General features: G+C 59.9%; 16 protein-coding genes. 7 read left to right on the forward strand and 9 right to left on the reverse strand.

The genetic code is table 11. The features are described from left to right. Nucleotides 1-60 precede the first annotated feature (60 nt). The 8 genes from KYE_RS11285 to KYE_RS11320 all read right to left on the reverse strand — a co-directional run bounded on the left by KYE_RS11285 (nucleotide 61) and on the right by KYE_RS11320 (nucleotide 7,922). Complete coding sequence (locus KYE_RS11285) at nucleotides 61-870, reverse strand: thiazole synthase (RefSeq protein WP_008173361.1); 810 nt, start codon at nucleotides 868-870, stop codon at nucleotides 61-63. A gap of 66 nt (nucleotides 871-936) precedes the next feature. Then, nucleotides 937-1,137, reverse strand: coding sequence for a sulfur carrier protein ThiS (gene thiS, locus KYE_RS11290; protein WP_008173362.1), 201 nt, complete (start codon nucleotides 1,135-1,137; stop codon nucleotides 937-939). 25 nt (nucleotides 1,138-1,162) lie between these two features. Continuing rightward, on the reverse strand, nucleotides 1,163-1,522 hold the full coding sequence (locus KYE_RS11295) for a DUF423 domain-containing protein (protein WP_008173363.1): 360 nt from the start codon (nucleotides 1,520-1,522) through the stop codon (nucleotides 1,163-1,165). 43 nt (nucleotides 1,523-1,565) lie between these two features. Then, entirely contained in the window at nucleotides 1,566-2,366 is an 801-nt protein-coding gene (locus tag KYE_RS11300; protein ID WP_008173365.1) for a symmetrical bis(5'-nucleosyl)-tetraphosphatase, read from the reverse strand. Beyond that, the gene (rsmA, locus tag KYE_RS11305) at nucleotides 2,359-3,189 is read right to left on the reverse strand and encodes a 16S rRNA (adenine(1518)-N(6)/adenine(1519)-N(6))-dimethyltransferase RsmA (protein WP_008173367.1); all 831 of its coding nucleotides are present in this window, start codon (nucleotides 3,187-3,189) and stop codon (nucleotides 2,359-2,361) included. Before rsmA ends, KYE_RS11300 begins: the two co-directional genes overlap by 8 nt. Continuing rightward, nucleotides 3,186-4,196: a 4-hydroxythreonine-4-phosphate dehydrogenase PdxA gene (gene pdxA / locus KYE_RS11310; protein WP_008173369.1), complete on the reverse strand. Its 1,011-nt coding sequence runs from the start codon at nucleotides 4,194-4,196 to the stop codon at nucleotides 3,186-3,188. The genes rsmA and pdxA overlap by 4 nt, the downstream gene beginning before the upstream one ends. After that, nucleotides 4,196-5,536: a peptidylprolyl isomerase gene (locus KYE_RS11315; RefSeq protein WP_008173372.1), complete on the reverse strand. Its 1,341-nt coding sequence runs from the start codon at nucleotides 5,534-5,536 to the stop codon at nucleotides 4,196-4,198. Before KYE_RS11315 ends, pdxA begins: the two co-directional genes overlap by 1 nt. A 64-nt stretch (nucleotides 5,537-5,600) precedes the next feature. Then, nucleotides 5,601-7,922 carry an LPS-assembly protein LptD gene (locus tag KYE_RS11320; protein WP_100169491.1) on the reverse strand — a complete coding sequence of 774 codons (2,322 nt, stop codon included), beginning with the start codon at nucleotides 7,920-7,922 and terminating at the stop codon, nucleotides 5,601-5,603. A 246-nt stretch (nucleotides 7,923-8,168) separates the two neighbouring features. Between KYE_RS11320 and KYE_RS11325 the strand changes: the two genes are divergently transcribed. Genes KYE_RS11325 through KYE_RS11335 form a run of 3 tightly spaced genes read left to right on the forward strand, consistent with a single transcriptional unit; the run spans nucleotide 8,169 to nucleotide 10,667 of the window. Continuing rightward, on the forward strand, nucleotides 8,169-9,227 hold the full coding sequence (locus tag KYE_RS11325) for an aminoglycoside phosphotransferase family protein (protein ID WP_008173378.1): 1,059 nt from the start codon (nucleotides 8,169-8,171) through the stop codon (nucleotides 9,225-9,227). Then, nucleotides 9,224-9,922, forward strand: coding sequence for an N-acetylmuramate alpha-1-phosphate uridylyltransferase MurU (gene murU / locus KYE_RS11330; RefSeq protein WP_039881997.1), 699 nt, complete (start codon nucleotides 9,224-9,226; stop codon nucleotides 9,920-9,922). The genes KYE_RS11325 and murU overlap by 4 nt, the downstream gene beginning before the upstream one ends. Then, nucleotides 9,909-10,667, forward strand: a complete 759-nt coding sequence (locus tag KYE_RS11335; RefSeq protein WP_039881998.1) for a DnaJ domain-containing protein — start codon at nucleotides 9,909-9,911, stop codon at nucleotides 10,665-10,667. Before murU ends, KYE_RS11335 begins: the two co-directional genes overlap by 14 nt. Here the strand turns inward: KYE_RS11335 and KYE_RS11340 are convergent. Further along, a complete protein-coding gene (locus KYE_RS11340; RefSeq protein ID WP_008173383.1) occupies nucleotides 10,664-11,617 on the reverse strand; it encodes a DUF3530 family protein in 954 nt (317 codons plus the stop codon). The two genes, KYE_RS11335 and KYE_RS11340, sit on opposite strands and share 4 nt — an antisense overlap. Nucleotides 11,618-11,734: 117 nt before the next feature. Here KYE_RS11340 and rpe point away from each other — a divergent pair, with 117 nt between their 5' ends. The 4 genes from rpe (at nucleotide 11,735) to KYE_RS11360 (ending at nucleotide 15,425) form a co-directional block, all read left to right on the forward strand. Continuing rightward, on the forward strand, nucleotides 11,735-12,421 hold the full coding sequence (gene rpe / locus KYE_RS11345) for a ribulose-phosphate 3-epimerase (RefSeq protein ID WP_008173385.1): 687 nt from the start codon (nucleotides 11,735-11,737) through the stop codon (nucleotides 12,419-12,421). Continuing rightward, nucleotides 12,418-13,107, forward strand: coding sequence for a phosphoglycolate phosphatase (locus tag KYE_RS11350; RefSeq protein WP_008173387.1), 690 nt, complete (start codon nucleotides 12,418-12,420; stop codon nucleotides 13,105-13,107). Before rpe ends, KYE_RS11350 begins: the two co-directional genes overlap by 4 nt. Nucleotides 13,108-13,339: 232 nt before the next feature. After that, nucleotides 13,340-14,827, forward strand: a complete 1,488-nt coding sequence (gene trpE / locus KYE_RS11355; protein WP_039882005.1) for an anthranilate synthase component I — start codon at nucleotides 13,340-13,342, stop codon at nucleotides 14,825-14,827. Between the two features lie 16 nt (nucleotides 14,828-14,843). Then, nucleotides 14,844-15,425 (forward strand): aminodeoxychorismate/anthranilate synthase component II, encoded by a 582-nt coding sequence (locus tag KYE_RS11360; RefSeq protein ID WP_008173393.1) that lies wholly within the window; start codon nucleotides 14,844-14,846, stop codon nucleotides 15,423-15,425. Nucleotide 15,426: the final 1 nt, after the last annotated feature.

Below are 15,426 nucleotides of genomic sequence, written 5' to 3' on the forward strand. Positions count from 1 at the left end.
GTCGGGGCCGGTCGTTCAGCGCCGGCCCTCGGTTATCGTTAGTCAGGATTGTGCCCGAGATCAGAAGAAGGTGCCATCAATGGGCGAGGATGCGCTGGCATAGAGCTTCTTGGGCATCCGGCCCGCCAGATAGGCTTCACGACCAGACTCAATGGCCAGGCGCATGGCATTGGCCATTCGGATCGGGTCTTTGGCCTGGGCAATGGCGGTATTCATCAGTACGCCGTCGCAGCCCAGCTCCATGGCGATGGTGGCATCCGACGCGGTGCCAACACCGGCATCCACCAGCACCGGAACATTCGCATTCTCTACGATCAGACGGATGTTATACCGGTTCTGGATACCCAGGCCGGAACCGATCGGGGCACCAAGGGGCATGATGGCCACACAGCCCATCTCTTCCAGACGCTTGGCCAGCAGCGGGTCGTCCGAACAGTAGACCATGACCTTGAAGCCGTCCTTGATGAGCTCTTCGGCGGCAACCAGGGTCTCGGTCATGTTCGGGTAAAGGGTTTTCTCCTCACCAAGAACTTCCAGCTTCACCAGGTCGTGGCCATCCAGAAGCTCGCGGGCCAGCTTGCAGGTGCGGACGGCGTCTTTCGCGGTATAGCAGCCCGCCGTGTTGGGCAAAATGGTATAGCTGCTTGGGGAAATCACATCCAGCAAGTTCGGCTCATCCGGGTTCTGGCCAAGGTTGGTCCGGCGCACCGCAACGGTAACAATTTCGGCACCGCTGGATTCGATGGCATGGCCGGTTTCCATCATGTCACGGTATTTGCCGGTCCCGACGAGCAAACGGGACTGGTAGACCCGTCCGGCAATTTCGAGCGGTCTGTCTTCTGGAAGCTGGAGTTCGGATGTCTCTGTCATAGTGTTCCTGAATCGTTTGTTACGGGAGGATGGGAACCGCCGTCATGGGTGGGCTGGGCAGACTGTTCAGCCGCCGCCAATGGCGTGAACGACTTCTACACGGTCGCCATCGCTCAAGGTAAATTCCGGGTGCCGGCTTCGTGGCACTATGTCCTCGTTCACCTCAACCGCCAGCCGCTTGCCGGCCAGCGCCATCTTTTCAATCAGCGTGGCAATGGTAGCGCCACTCGGCAGCTCCATTTGATCGCCATTTACCTGAACCTGCATCGTGACTCTTGAACCTCTGTATTCTTCACTTGTTCCGGCGGAGACCGGAGGTTATTAACAGCGCCCAGCCCACCATGAAACACAACCCACCAAGGGGCGTGATCGGACCGATCCAGCGGATGTCTGTCAGCACCAGAAGGTAAAGACTGCCACTGAATAACAGAATGCCGGCCAGGAAAAACCCGGCCGACCAGGCCAGTAGCTTTCTGGACAGGCCCTGTGCAGCCAGCAATGCCAGCAGAACCAGCGCAATGGAATGATACATTTGATATGTGACGGCGGTCTGGAAAACTTCAAGGCCCCGCTCACTGACCAGATTGCGCAGCCCGTGTGCACCGAAAGCGCCGGCCATCACTGCCACCAGGGCCAGAAAAGCACCTGCCAACAGCGGTAACCGAAGAATCCCTCTCCTGGCCGGTCGTACGGATTCAGCAGTCACAGTGGATCTTTTCTCCCGAATCCAGGTTCATCATGGTCAGTGCGCCACCCCAGACACACCCGGTGTCCAGGCCGACAAAACGGTCACTGCCGGTTTTTCCTTCCAGGGCTGCCCAGTGCCCAAACACCACCCGCACATCGTCATTGCGGGGAAAATGAAACCACGGCTGGTAACCTTCCGGCGCGCTGTCGACGCTTTCCTTGGCCGCCAGTTCCAGAGAGCCATCCTCGGCAATAAAGCGCATGCGGGTGAAATAGTTGGTAATGACCCGCCAGCGGTCCATTCCCTGCAGGGACTCGTCCCAGCGCTCGGGCTGATTGCCGTACATATGGGCAAAGTATTCCTCGGCGGTTTCGCCCCGGATCACGGCTTCAACTTCCCTGGCACACTCCATTGCCTGGCTGACCGTCCAGATATGGGGCAAACCGGCGTGGGTCATCACCAGATTCCGGGCCGGGTCGTGAACACAGAGATTCTGCTGCCGGAGCCAGTTAACCAGCGGCTCGTAATCCGGAGCGTCAAGGATATCCGACAGGGTGTCTTTGCGACGCGTCTGATGACCGCCCAGGGACACCGCCAGCAGATGCAGGTCGTGATTGCCAAGCACGACGACCGCCGAATCCCCAAGGCTCTCGATGTATCTCAGGGTTTCCAGCGAGGACGGGCCGCGGTTGATCAGATCGCCGGCCACCCATAGACGGTCACGGGAGGGAGAGAAATCCACTTTCTCCAGGACATCCCTGAGACGCTCGTAACAGCCCTGAATATCGCCGATCGCGTAGTCAGTCATCACTTACCTCGTTTGCCGGATTGGCTGCACCCTTCTCGGTAAAAAGCAGGTCGGCAATCGCCACGAAATCGGCCAGTGCGAGGTTCTCCGGTCGCAGACCGTCATTGATGCCAAGGCTCCGGAGCTGTTCGGCCGACACCATGCCGCCCAGTGCCTTGCGGAGAGTTTTCCGCCGGGCGTTAAAGGCTGTGCGGACCACGGCCTGAAGTGTCGTCAAATCCTTCGCCGGGTGTGGCAGGGTCTTGTGAGGCACCAATCGGACAATCGCCGAATCCACCTTGGGCGCCGGTCGAAAAGCGCCGGGCCCAACTTCAAACAGCGGCTGAACCCGGCAGAAATACTGGGTCATAATCCCAAGACGCCCGTAATTGTTGTCACCCGGCACCGCTGCCATTCGTTGAACCACCTCTTTCTGCAGCATGAAGTGCATATCCTGCACAACACCGGCCTGGGACAGCAGGTGGAAAATCAGCGGTGTGGAAATGTTGTACGGCAAATTACCGATGATCCGCAGGGGGCGATCCACCATGAGCTGGCTGAAATCAAACTTGAGTGCGTCCGCCTCGTGAATCCGGAATTCGGGATAGTTGAAGAACTTGGTGCGCAGCACCGGAATCAGATCCCGATCCAGTTCCACAACCTGGAGCTTCGGGTTCACCGCCAGTATTTCCTCGGTCAGTGCGCCCAGTCCAGGGCCAATTTCCACGATGGCGTCATCGGGTTTCGGGTTAATGGCGCGGATGATCTGCTCTATGACTCCCGGATCATGGAGGAAATTCTGGCCAAACCGTTTTCTGGCCTGGTGGCCGGCTTTGTTGCTCACGAACGGGTCTCTTCAATTGCAGATTTTCGACAACGAGCCATTTGCTCGCCTATCTTCAGGGCCGTATGCAGACTGCCGGCATCGGCTCGACCGGTTCCCGCCAGATCCAGAGCCGTGCCATGATCCACGGACGTGCGCACAATCGGCAGCCCCAGGGTAATGTTCACCGCACGCCCAAAGCCCTGAAACTTCAGCACCGGCAGCCCCTGATCATGATACATGGCCAGAACCGCATCGGCCTGGTCGAGCCAGTGCGGGGTAAACAGGGTATCCGCAGGTAAAGGTCCGGTCAGAGAAATGCCTTCGGCACGCAGAGCCTCCAGGGTTGGCTCGATGGTGTCGATTTCCTCCCGACCAAGGTGGCCACCTTCGCCGGCATGAGGATTCAGGCCGGCCACCAGTATCCTGGGCCTGGCAACACCGAAGAACTTTTTCAGATCAGCATCGAGAATTCGCGTTACCTGAGTCAGGCGCTCCGGGGTAATGGCGGCGGATACGTCCTTGAGCGGTAAGTGGGTGGTAACAAGCGCAACCCGCAACTCTTCGGTCGCCAGCATCATGACCACACGATCCACACCGCAGAGCTCCTGCAGGAACTCGGTATGGCCGCTGAACGCGATGCCGGCATCGTTGATAACGCCCTTATGGACAGGCGCCGTCACCATGCCGTCAAAATCGCCGCTGAGGCAGCCGTTAGCGGCGACTTCCAGCGCTCTGAGCACATAAGCACCGCTGCCGGTATCCAGTGTGCCCGGTTCATGATTGGCACAACCGTCCACATGCAGAACCGACAGCAGGCCTGCCTCCATTTCCGGCGACTCTCCGGGCTGCCAGGCACGCAGTTCAACCGCCAGGTTCATTTGCTTCGCCCGGGCCTCCAGCAATGGCCGGCTGGCAACCACCACCACACCTGCACTCCGGGCCTCAAGAGCCAGTTGCAGGCACAACTCCGGACCAATGCCGGCAGGTTCGCCGGCCGTCAGTGCCAGCACCACGGGATTACTCATCAGGAGACTGGCTCTTCTTCCGCCGGTTCGTCCTTGGCGTACTCGCCCTTGAACTCGACAAAGGCCTCATCGCGGATCTCCTGAAGCCAGTTCTGAAGTTCGGTCTCAAACTTGCGGCGATAGATCGCCTGGCGGGCCTCGGCGTCGCGCACATCACCGCTGATGTCTTTCTGGCGGCGCTCCTGAACCTGCAGAATGTGCCAGCCAAACTGGGAACGGAACGGCCCGCGCAACTCGCCAATATCAGCATCGAGCATGGCCTGCTCAAACGCCGGCACCATCTGGCCCGGGCTTACCCAGCCCAGATTACCGCCATCGGAGCCAGACACCGGATCATCGGAGTATTCTCTGGCCAGCGCACTGAAGCTGGCTCCATTCTGAAGCTGCTGGTACAGATCCCGGATCACGGTTTCAGCCTGGCTGTCCGTCGTGGCTTCGGAAGGCCGAACCAGAATGTGACGAACACGGTGCTGCTGGATCATCTGCTGCTGCTCGCCGCCGCGCTTGTCCATCACCATTACCAGGTGGAAGCCGCTGTTGTTTTCCAGGACGTCTGAGGGCTCACCCACCGGCAGCTCCGGCACGACCGGAGCAACCAGAGACGGCAGCTGACCCTCGGCACGCCAGCCCATATCGCCACCTTCCAGGGCATTACTGGCATCAGACTCGGCAACAGCCACTTCGCGGAAATCACGGCCATTGGCGATCTCACTGCGCAGCCGCTCGGCTTTCTCCCTTGCGGCATCCACCTCCGCCTCATCAGAGGGGTCGTCTACGCTCACAAAGATGTACGCCAGCCGGTACTGAGCGTTATTCCCTCCACGGGCCTCCAGACTTTCCAGATAGTTTTCAACTTCCCGATCAGTCACCCGAACCCGGTTGCCGACCTGGCGCTGCTGAACCCGGCTGGTCAGCATTTCCTTGCGGATCTGTTCGCGGGCCTGGTTGTAAGTCACGCCTTCGGCTTCGAGCTGGATTTCAAACTGCGGCAGGCTCATGCCATTGCGTTCGGCAATGTTGGCCATGGTTTCGTTCAACTCGTTATCGCTGATGCGCATACCGGCCCGATCTGCCATCTGCATCTGGATCGATTCGGTGATCAGCTGGTCAAGCACACGCTCTTCGAGGACCTGCCTTGGCGGCAGCGCCGTGCCCTGTGCACTAAGGCGACTGGTGATGGTGTTGATTCGGGCCTCCAACTCGGTCTGAAGGATGACATCCTCATCGACGATGGCCACTACCTGGTCCAGCAACTTACGCTCGGCCTGAACAGACAACGGGGCCAGGACGGCTAGAAGAACCAGTAACGCTTGTACACCATGGCGAAGGGTCGCCTTCATAATCACCTCTACAAATAGAATTTGAGCTTTTCTGGCGTTTTGGGGGCCTTAGTCCGGGATCCAGTCAGGGAGTTCCAAAACGACGACTCTCCCTTTCATCAAAACCGTAAATGGCCTCGGAAATACTCGATGAGGCACCACCACTGCCACCCAGTCCTTTCAGCTGAATCTGAAACAGTATGCGCCCCTGAAGCTCCCGGTCGTAAGTCAGGTAATTCTGGTGAACCACCTGAATGCTCCAGCAGCAGTTGTTGTATTCAAGGCCGGCCAGGGACCCCACCGTACGGTCAAGGCTTGAGTCGTAGACCCAGCGGCCGATCAGACTAACACGGTCCGTCACCGGGAAAACCGTCGCAATGTCTGACTGTTCCAGTTCATCCCGGCTATAGGTGTGCCCCAGACTGGCCAGGTAGCGGTAATCACTGGAATGGAAAGTCAGCTGACTTCGACCTTCCTCGGTATCACCGGTGTCGGGATCCCACAGGCCAGACGACCGGATCTCCAGAGTATCAAGCGGGTTGAGCACCACCTCACCCGCCAGCGGAGAGCGGCTCCGGGTTCCGCCACCCTCACCAAACAGAGTTACCTCACGGTCGTCAAAGTACTGCACCTGGCCGATACTGAACCTGGCCCGCTCGGCACCGGTGAGCAGGTCATTGAAACGGCTGGTCAGGGCCACGGTCAACTGGTTGGCGTCACCTACCCGATCACCGCCGGTAAAGCGATCCGGCTGAAACAGCTGGTCAAACCGGAACGTCTGGAGGTCGGTGTCAAAGTCAGGAATGTCATTCTGATCCGCGTCCGCATTGGCCCATACATAGTACAGCCGGGGCTCAAGGGTCTGGTTGTAGGGCACATCAAACAGACTGCCCTGACGGTCGAAATAAAGCCCGTTATCCCACTCGGCAACCGGCACCGTGCGATCAAACGCGCCATCACCGAGATCGTAATCATCGAGATCGTAGCGGGTGTAATCCACACTCACCGAGGGGCGACTGAAGCCCCACAACGCCCGCAGTGGCAGAGCCAGTTCCGGCCGGGCCCGGAACCGCTGACCGTTGGCCTGGTCCAGACCAGTCAGTCCTTCGTTATCACGGTAAAAAACGGTGTACTGACTCTCCAGATTCGCTTCCAGAATACCCGCGCCTGCCTGTCCCGCGTAGATTATTTCAGGCAGCTGGGCATAGGGCTTATCCTCATTGGCAATACTTTCACTGATGGTCTGGTAATCGTTAAGGTAGGCATCAAAATACTGCTGGTCGCTCCGGTAAGTGACCCCACCCTTTCTTTGCAGGTGGGTTGCCTGGTTAATCTCCAGGTTACGGTTCAGGTCGCTGAAATAGTCCTCGTCACTCACTACGGAAAAATCACCGTAGCCGGACCAGCCACCGCCGAACACCGCCCTCGTGGTGGCATCCAGAGCCCAGCGCTCGCCCGATTCGCCGGGATTCTCGGCCGCGAACTCCGAATCGCTGCCGATGTAGCCCAACTGCAGCGTCGTCTCGCCCAGCGAACTGAGATAGCGGCCCTCGGCCTCGTTGAACAGGCCCCGGCCATTCATGTACTGAGGCGTGAGCGTGGCGTCATAATGGGGGGCAAGATTCAGATAATAAGGTAGCGCGAGAAAGCCTCCGCTACCGGCAGTGGAAGAACCGAACTGGGGATACAGGAAACCGGACTTGCGTCGGTCATCAATGGGAAAGCTGGCCCAGGGCCAGTAGAACACCGGCACATCCAGAATCTCCAGCCGAACATGCTTTGCGGTACCAAAACCCTCGGCCCGGTCCAGCTGGATATCCGAGGCAACAATGGCCCAGTCGTTCTGCTTCGGGCCACAGGTGGTCAGAAAGCCATCTTCAATGACCACCTGCTCTTCACTGATCCGCGCCAGACGGCCTGCACGACCGCGCATTTCGGGCCCGTGCAGCAGAAACGTCGCCGTGTTGATGTCCAGCCGCCCGGTATCCACATCGTAGTTCGCGTTCTCACCGGTCAGAAGGAAGCCATCACCTCGACTGACCAGTGGCCCCTGAACCGATACCGCGCCCTGTTGCTGGCTGTAGCGGGCTTCTGAACCGGTTACCTGGAAGCCCCCCTGGCGGATCCGGACATCGCCCTGGAGAAACAGCTCGCGGTCAATTTCATACCGGGCATTCAGGCCGCTGGCCTCCAATGGCTGTTCGGCATCGCTACCACCGGCAAAGGCACTGCCAACGCCGTCGTGACTGCCGGAAGGCAAATAGCCACCATCACAGAACAGGGGCAAAGATGACCGCACCTCGGAAGGCAGTTCTGCCCTGGGGCGCCAGTCAATTTCCGCCGCTGACGGCGGTGTCTGGGCATAACCGGTGGCACCCCCCAATCCTAGAAACGCGGCCAGCAACAAACGGCCATACCGGCTCTGCCACCGGATTTCCGGCGATTGCAGTGGGCGTTCTGGACATGGCACAGTGGCTGAATCCTGTTCCGGGTGAATATGAGGACGGGCAAGGTTAACAGCGGCCTAGTTTACACGTGCACTCCGGGGTTGTTAACGGAAACTCCGCTGCAAAACCGTTTTACCCTCTTTATACTGGTCTGCTAACTTTCGCAGTCAGCGACAACTTAATTTAAAAGGATTGCAACCCGAGCCATGGATACCCGCCTGCAGTTGCTGACCAACTGGGTCAGACAATTTCCCGGCTTCGAACAGTGCGAAGCCGAACCGGTTTCCGGCGATGCCAGTTTTCGCCGTTATTTCCGGGTCTGGCAGCACGCAAATCCGACGACCGCTACCGGGGACGGTGCACCGTTTATCGTGATGGATGCGCCCCCGGAACATGAAGACTGCGAGCCCTTCGTGGCCATCGCCCGGCACTGGCACCGCCAAGGTATTGCGGTGCCGGACATTGTGCAGGCTGATCTGAAGCAGGGCTTCCTGCTACTGGAGGATTTTGGCGACCAGCTGATGCTTGGCCGACTGAACACCGAGTCCGCAGACCAGCTCTACAGGAACGCCCTGCAAGAGCTGACCCTGATCGCGAGCCAGACTTCCCCCAGTGATTACCCGCTACCGCCTTACGATGCCACCCTGCTTGAGCGGGAAATGGCGCTGTTCCCGGACTGGCTTCTGGAGAGGCATCTGGGCATGAACCTGGAAAACAGCGAGCGGGCCCTGCTGGACACGACCTTTTCCATGCTGCGGGAAAGCGCCCTGGCTCAACCCGAAGTGACGGTCCATCGGGACTACCATTCCCGAAACCTGCTGGTTCGCCAAGACCAACCTCGCCCGGGTGTCATCGATTTCCAGGATGCGGTTACTGGGCCCGTCACTTACGATGTGGTCTCGCTGCTGAAAGACTGCTACATCCAATGGCCAGAGAAGCGCATCTGCGAGTGGCTGGAAGACTACCGCCAGAGCAGCCTCGAGGCTGGCCTGCATCGTGCGGACCCGGAGACCTTCCGCCAGTGGTTTGAACTGATGGGCATGCAGCGGCACCTGAAAGCTGCCGGCATTTTTGCCCGGCTATCGATCCGCGATGGCAAGCACGGCTATCTCAAGGACATTCCCCGAACCGTTCAGTACCTGATCGTTGCCAGCGGTCGACAGCCAGCCCTGCGACACTTCCACGAATGGCTGAGCGATACGGTTATGCCCCGGATCGAGACGAGCATCGGCTCGGCCCCGGGTCAGGAGCGCTTGCCCCAGTGAAGGCTATGATTCTCGCAGCCGGCAAAGGTGAACGCATGCGGCCACTGACGCTGGCCACACCAAAGCCCCTGTTAAGGGCCGCTGGCAAACCTCTGATCACCTATCATCTGGAGCACCTGCGGCGGGCGGGAATCCGTGAGGTGGTGATCAATCATGCCTGGCTGGGCGACCAGATTGAGGAAACCCTGGGAAACGGCGAAGGGTTCGGGCTATCCATTCAATATTCCCGTGAAGGCGAGCCGCTGGAAACCGCCGGTGGCATCGTGCGCGCTCTGCCTCTGCTTGCCGGTGACAAATCTGACTGGTTTCTGGCGATCAACGGCGATATCTGGAGCGATTTCGACCTGTCTCGACTGACACCGCCGCCTGACGCAGACGCCCTGCTGGTGGTCACCAGCAATCCGCCACACCATCCGGAAGGTGACTTTCACCTCACTGACCAGGGAGTACTCCATAGCGATGGCCCGGACAAGCTGACCTTCACCGGCATTAGCCTGTTACACCAGCGACTGTTCGAAGGCCTGACCGACCGGTCCGGAAAGCTCGGGCCTGTGCTGCGCAACGCCATGGGCGAAGGCCGCGTGAAAGGCCTTTATCACCGGGGACAATGGGTGGACGTCGGCACCCCGGAACGCCTCCAGGCGCTGGACAGGCAACTGGGCAACAGGGAATCTGAAAGCCATGGCAGGGAGTAAACGACAACCGGTGCTGCCGGCACGGATGGACGCCGAGTTTTCCAGCCTGATGCGGGAACTCTCAGCCTGCGGCCATCAGGCACCCGCGCTTATCGAGCGCGCCCATCTGCCCCGCTGGTGCAGGCGCCCCCTGTTCTTCTTCCTCGGTTATATCGCCAAAGCAGAGGGGCGAGTGACCGAAGCCGACATTGGCTATGCAGAATCCCTGATCAAGGCCATGAGGCTGTCGAAGCGTCAGCGACGGCGCGCCATTGGCTGGTTCCAGGACGGCAAGTCAGCCGGGCAACTGCCTTTCATCCGCGGGTTGGCCATGCGCCTGTCCCGCCGGCTATGGCCTTCCCCGGCCCTGAAAACCGCCATCTGTCTGTGCCACGCCAGTCAACTGAACGGCCGGCCCGCCAAACCCAGGCGCTATCGCTGCGAGGATGCCATTGACCAGATTGGCCTACCGGTTAGCATCAGCGAGGACATCTTCGACAGCTATGCCAGCAAGGTATGGACCCGGCATAGCGAGAATCTCTCAAGACCCACCAGTTATCAGCAGGCCTGCGAGCTGTTGGGGGTCACCCGGCGGGATTCACTGGAGGTGATCAAGCGGGCCTACCGCAAGAAGGTATCCGAGTGCCATCCGGACAAGCTGGCCCAACAGCAGGTCAGCCCCCGCGAGCATGCACTGGCCAAGGATCGTCTGCTTCACTATCAGCAGGCCTGGGAACTGATCAAGCGCCACAACACCGTCCGCTAGTCCTGGCGGGACTCCAGCCATGCAGCAACGCGGCTGGCAATCCCATCGCCCAGGGTTCCGGGCGCTGGCGTGAGCCAGGGAATCGGTTGTCGCTCAAAGCCACTCATCCCGGCCCGGCGCAACCTCATTCCCATACTCCATTTCGTTTGATCATCAGCGGCTCCGGACGGATAAAGCTCCAGCAATTTCGTGCTCAGCGACTCCAGACGTTCGGGCAGATCTGGACGGTCAACGGGGTAAAACTGGGAAGCCACCCAGATAAGCGCAGCGGCATCAGCCCCCTCCAGTACCTGGTTGGTCACGTGTATGCTGGCTCGCCCGACTCCCAGAACAGCCGGTGTTTCATAGCCCCGCTCAGCCAACTGGGCCAGCCCTGCCTGGAGCGTCTGGCTGATCCGGCTTCGGTAGCGCGCCTCAAGATCATCGGCACTCTCTGAAGCCATGATATCGATCATGACCGATTCCGGTGCTTCCTGCTCACCCGCCTCCGTTTCCGCCGATGGTTCTTCTACCACCGGCCGCATCAGGATTTCACTCAGAACCGGTGAGGGCGACTCCAGGCCAAGGGTGAGCACGGCCCAGCCCCTGGAAGCCAGCCCCGCTGCCAGTGAGCCGGTTACCCCGGAAGCGGCAGTTTCACCTTCTTCCGACAGAACCAGCACCGCACCGCGAGCCGGCAACCTGGCTTCCGGGTAGAACAGGCCCAGCGCCCTATCACCCTCCTCAAGCTCCAGCCATACCGCTGATTCGGGAAAACGCTGGATCAGGGAGCGTTCGCCGGTGCCTGTCCAGATCAGGGCCCGACTCGCAGACTCTGACGCCTCGACGCCTTCGGCCTCACCGGCCGTCCCGCTCTCTTCCTGCCCGAGGGTGATGGACGGTGCGACACACATCAGCGCCAGGACAAAAAACCAGAACACGCCGGGCCGGTAAATCTCGAATCTCTGCACAGATACTGATCCTTTGACTGCGAAAAAACGCCACTGAGCTGTTAGACTAGCAGCCATCCTGAATGTGCGGCAGGGACCGCTGACCAAGCCATTATCCATTGTTGTGAGAGAGCCGTCATGAACCCTTACCTGATTGCCCCATCCATCCTGTCCGCCGATTTTGCCCGTCTTGGCGAGGAAGTCGATAACGTGCTGGCCGCCGGCGCCGACGTGGTGCACTTCGATGTGATGGACAATCACTACGTACCCAACCTCACCATTGGCCCCATGGTCTGCGAGGCGCTGCGCAAGCACGGCGTGACCGCCCCCATCGATGTGCACCTGATGGTGTCGCCGGTGGACGACCTCATCCGTATGTTTATCGACGCCGGGGCCAGTTACATTACCTTCCACCCGGAAGCGACCAACCACATTGATCGCTCACTGCAGCTGATCCGCGACGGTGGCTGCCAGGCGGGCCTGGTGTTCAACCCGGCCACGCCGCTGCATTATATGGATCATGTGATGGACAAACTGGACATGGTGCTGATGATGTCGGTAAACCCCGGCTTCGGTGGCCAGAAGTTCATTCCCGGCACGCTCGACAAACTCCGGGAGGCCCGCAAGCGCATCGATGCCAGTAACTACAATATCCGCCTGGAAATCGACGGTGGCGTGAAGACCGAGAACATCCGGGAAATCGCCGAGGCCGGTGCCGACACCTTCGTGGCGGGATCTGCCATCTTTAACACCGACGACTATAAAACCACCATTGATGCCATGCGCGAAGAACTGGAGCAGGCCCGCAGGGTGATCAGCCAATGAGCCTGGCAGGGCTGTTCAATCCACGCTGGCCGGGGATTGCCCTGTTTGATCTCGACGGCACCCTGGTGGACAGTGCACCGGATCTGGCGGCCGCCGTGGACCAGATGCTGGCGCATCTTGGGCGCTCACCAGCAGGCATTGACCGGGTACGGAACTGGGTAGGCAATGGCGCCAGCGTTCTGGTGCGCCGGGCCCTGGCCGGCCAGGTGGACTGGGAACCGGCGCGACCAAAAGACGAGGCCCTGTTCAAGGATGCCCTGGCGATTTTCTATCACGCCTACGGCACGCTCAACGGACAGCATTCGGTAGTCTACGCCGGAGTCGAGGCCTGTCTCACGCACCTGAAGAACCAGGGCTGCCGGCTGGGCATCGTCACCAACAAGCCGGAACAGTTTGTGGCACCGCTGCTTGAGCAAATGGGACTGGATCACTGGTTCGACCTGACCGTGGGTGGTGACACCCTGCCGGTCAAGAAACCGGACCCCGCTCCCCTGCTTCATGCCATGGAAACCCTGGGGGGCACCCGCGGAACCACAGTCATGGTAGGCGACTCCGCAGCGGATATTAACGCGGCGCTGGCCGCGGGCATTCCCTGTGTGGCGGTGCGGTACGGGTATAACTACGGGCCTGCGGTGGATACTCTGGGCGCCGACGCGGTTGTTGATTCGCTGGCCGAGCTTTTGTAATCTCACAAGGAACTTACATTGAGCACTTCTTTACGGGAGATTCCTGCCGTGCAGGGACTGAATCTGACTGCAGCGCGAGGCATCCTGACAACCCGCGCAACACGATGGTGGCGATGGCGCACCGGCTGAGCAAGCCCGGAGGCTGACTGGCGTCTGCTGGTCGAGCCCGCAGCACCTGATGGAAGCACAGGCTTTCATCCACAATGCAGATCAGATTTCAGGAAACCGTACCATGACACCCGAGCAATTCACCGAGCTCGCCGACGCCGGCTTTAACCGTATCCCTGTGTATCGTGAGGTACTGGCCGACCTCGACACGCCCCTGAGCACCTACCTCAAACTCGCCAGCGGACCCTATTCCTACCTGTTCGAATCCGTTCAGGGCGGAGAGAAATGGGGCCGGTATTCGATCATCGGCCTGCCCAGTCACGAAGTACTGAAGGTCTTCGACCACCGGGTGGAGATCAGCCGCGGCGGCGAGGTTGTTGAGACCGAGGAAGTGGACGATCCGCTCACCTTTGTCGAAGCCTATCAGAAACGCTTCCATGCACCGGATCTGGATGAGCTGCCCCGCTTTAATGGCGGCCTGGTGGGCTACTTCGGCTACGACACCGTGCGCTACATCGAAAAACGGCTGCGCAAGAGCTGTCCGCCGGACAAAATCGGCACGCCGGACATCCTGCTGATGGTGTCCAACGAGATCGTGGTATTCGACAACCTGCGGGGCAAGCTGCATCTGATTGTCCATGCCGATCCGGCCATTGAGGGCGCCTTCGAAAAGGCGCAGAGCCGCATTGATCAGCTGGAAAACCATCTGCACAGGCAGACCGCTGACGCGCCCCGCACCCCAGAACACCTGCGCGGAAAAGCCGTGGACGAGAGCGACTTTATTTCCGGCTTTACCCAGGACAAATTCGAAGCCGCGGTAGACAAGATCAAGGGCTACGTGCTCGACGGCGATGTCATGCAGACGGTGATATCACAGCGCATGTCGATTCCCTTCGAGGCGCCACCGCTGAACCTGTATCGCTCGCTCAGGGTACTGAATCCTTCCCCTTACATGTATTTCCTGGATTTGGGTGACTTCCACATCGTGGGCTCCTCCCCGGAAATCCTGGCCCGGGTGGAAGACGAGGAAGTGACGGTTCGGCCGATCGCCGGCACCCGCAAGCGCGGCGCCACCGATGCCGAGGACAAGGCGCTGGAAGCAGAACTGCTGGCTGATCCGAAAGAAATTGCCGAGCATCTGATGCTGATCGACCTGGGCCGTAACGATGCCGGCCGGGTGTCGGAAACCGGCACGGTCCGGCTGACCGACAAGATGATCGTGGAGCGCTACTCCCACGTGATGCATATCGTCTCCAACGTGACCGGCCGGCTGAAAGACAACACCAGCTGCCTGGACGTGCTGCGCGCCACCCTGCCCGCCGGCACCCTTAGCGGTGCGCCCAAGATCCGGGCCATGGAGATTATCGACGAACTGGAGCCGGTCAAGCGTGGGGTCTACGGAGGCGCCGTTGGCTATCTGTCGTTCAACGGCAACATGGACACAGCCATTGCCATCCGTACCGCCGTGATCAAGGACAACACCCTGCATATCCAGGCAGGCGCCGGCGTGGTGGCCGATTCGGTGCCCCGCCTCGAGTGGAAGGAAACCATGAACAAGGGCCGCGCCATTTTCCGCGCGGTGGCCATGACCTACAACGATTTCGACCACTGAGGCGGAGGAACAGATTATGTTGCTGATGATCGATAACTACGATTCCTTCACCTACAACGTGGTGCAGTATCTGGCCGAACTGGGTGCCGACGTGCAGGTGCACCGCAACGATGAAATTACCATCGAACAGATTGAAGCCCTGAACCCGGAGCGGCTGGTGATTTCCCCCGGCCCCTGCACCCCGAACGAGGCTGGCATCTCCATGGCGGCCATCCGGCATTTCGCCGGCAAGGTTCCGATCCTGGGCATTTGCCTGGGCCATCAAGCAATTGGCCAGGTCTACGGTGGTGACGTCATCCGCGCCGGCCGGGTCATGCATGGCAAGGTGTCCCCGGTATTCCACAAGGACACTGGCGTGTTCCGGGGCCTGAGCAACCCGCTGCAGGCGACCCGCTACCACAGCCTGGTGATCGACAAGGCCACCCTGCCCGACTGCCTGGAAGTGACCGCCTGGACCCGCAACGACGACGGTTCCATCGAGGAAATCATGGGGGTTCGCCACAAGACCCTGCCCATCGAAGGCGTGCAGTTCCATCCGGAGTCTATTATGACGGAACAGGGCCACGAGCTGCTGCGCAACTTTCTGAGAACACAATAAG

The organism is Marinobacter manganoxydans MnI7-9 (assembly GCF_000235625.1).
Lineage (GTDB): Bacteria > Pseudomonadota > Gammaproteobacteria > Pseudomonadales > Oleiphilaceae > Marinobacter > Marinobacter manganoxydans.

Bases quoted from the DNA above. Each gene is read 5' to 3' on its own strand.
- KYE_RS11300 (WP_008173365.1), bottom strand. From the start codon at position 2,366: ATGACTGACTACGCGATCGGCGATATTCAGGGCTGTTACGAGCGTCTC.
- pdxA (WP_008173369.1), bottom strand. From the start codon at position 4,196: ATGAGTAATCCCGTGGTGCTGGCACTGACGGCCGGCGAACCTGCCGGC.
- trpE (WP_039882005.1), top strand. From the start codon at position 13,340: ATGACACCCGAGCAATTCACCGAGCTCGCCGACGCCGGCTTTAACCGT.
- KYE_RS11360 (WP_008173393.1), top strand. From the start codon at position 14,844: ATGTTGCTGATGATCGATAACTACGATTCCTTCACCTACAACGTGGTG.
- KYE_RS11335 (WP_039881998.1), top strand. From the start codon at position 9,909: ATGGCAGGGAGTAAACGACAACCGGTGCTGCCGGCACGGATGGACGCC.
- KYE_RS11350 (WP_008173387.1), top strand. From the start codon at position 12,418: ATGAGCCTGGCAGGGCTGTTCAATCCACGCTGGCCGGGGATTGCCCTG.
- rpe (WP_008173385.1), top strand. From the start codon at position 11,735: ATGAACCCTTACCTGATTGCCCCATCCATCCTGTCCGCCGATTTTGCC.
- KYE_RS11285 (WP_008173361.1), bottom strand. From the start codon at position 870: ATGACAGAGACATCCGAACTCCAGCTTCCAGAAGACAGACCGCTCGAA.
- thiS (WP_008173362.1), bottom strand. From the start codon at position 1,137: ATGCAGGTTCAGGTAAATGGCGATCAAATGGAGCTGCCGAGTGGCGCT.
- KYE_RS11315 (WP_008173372.1), bottom strand. From the start codon at position 5,536: ATGAAGGCGACCCTTCGCCATGGTGTACAAGCGTTACTGGTTCTTCTA.
- KYE_RS11325 (WP_008173378.1), top strand. From the start codon at position 8,169: ATGGATACCCGCCTGCAGTTGCTGACCAACTGGGTCAGACAATTTCCC.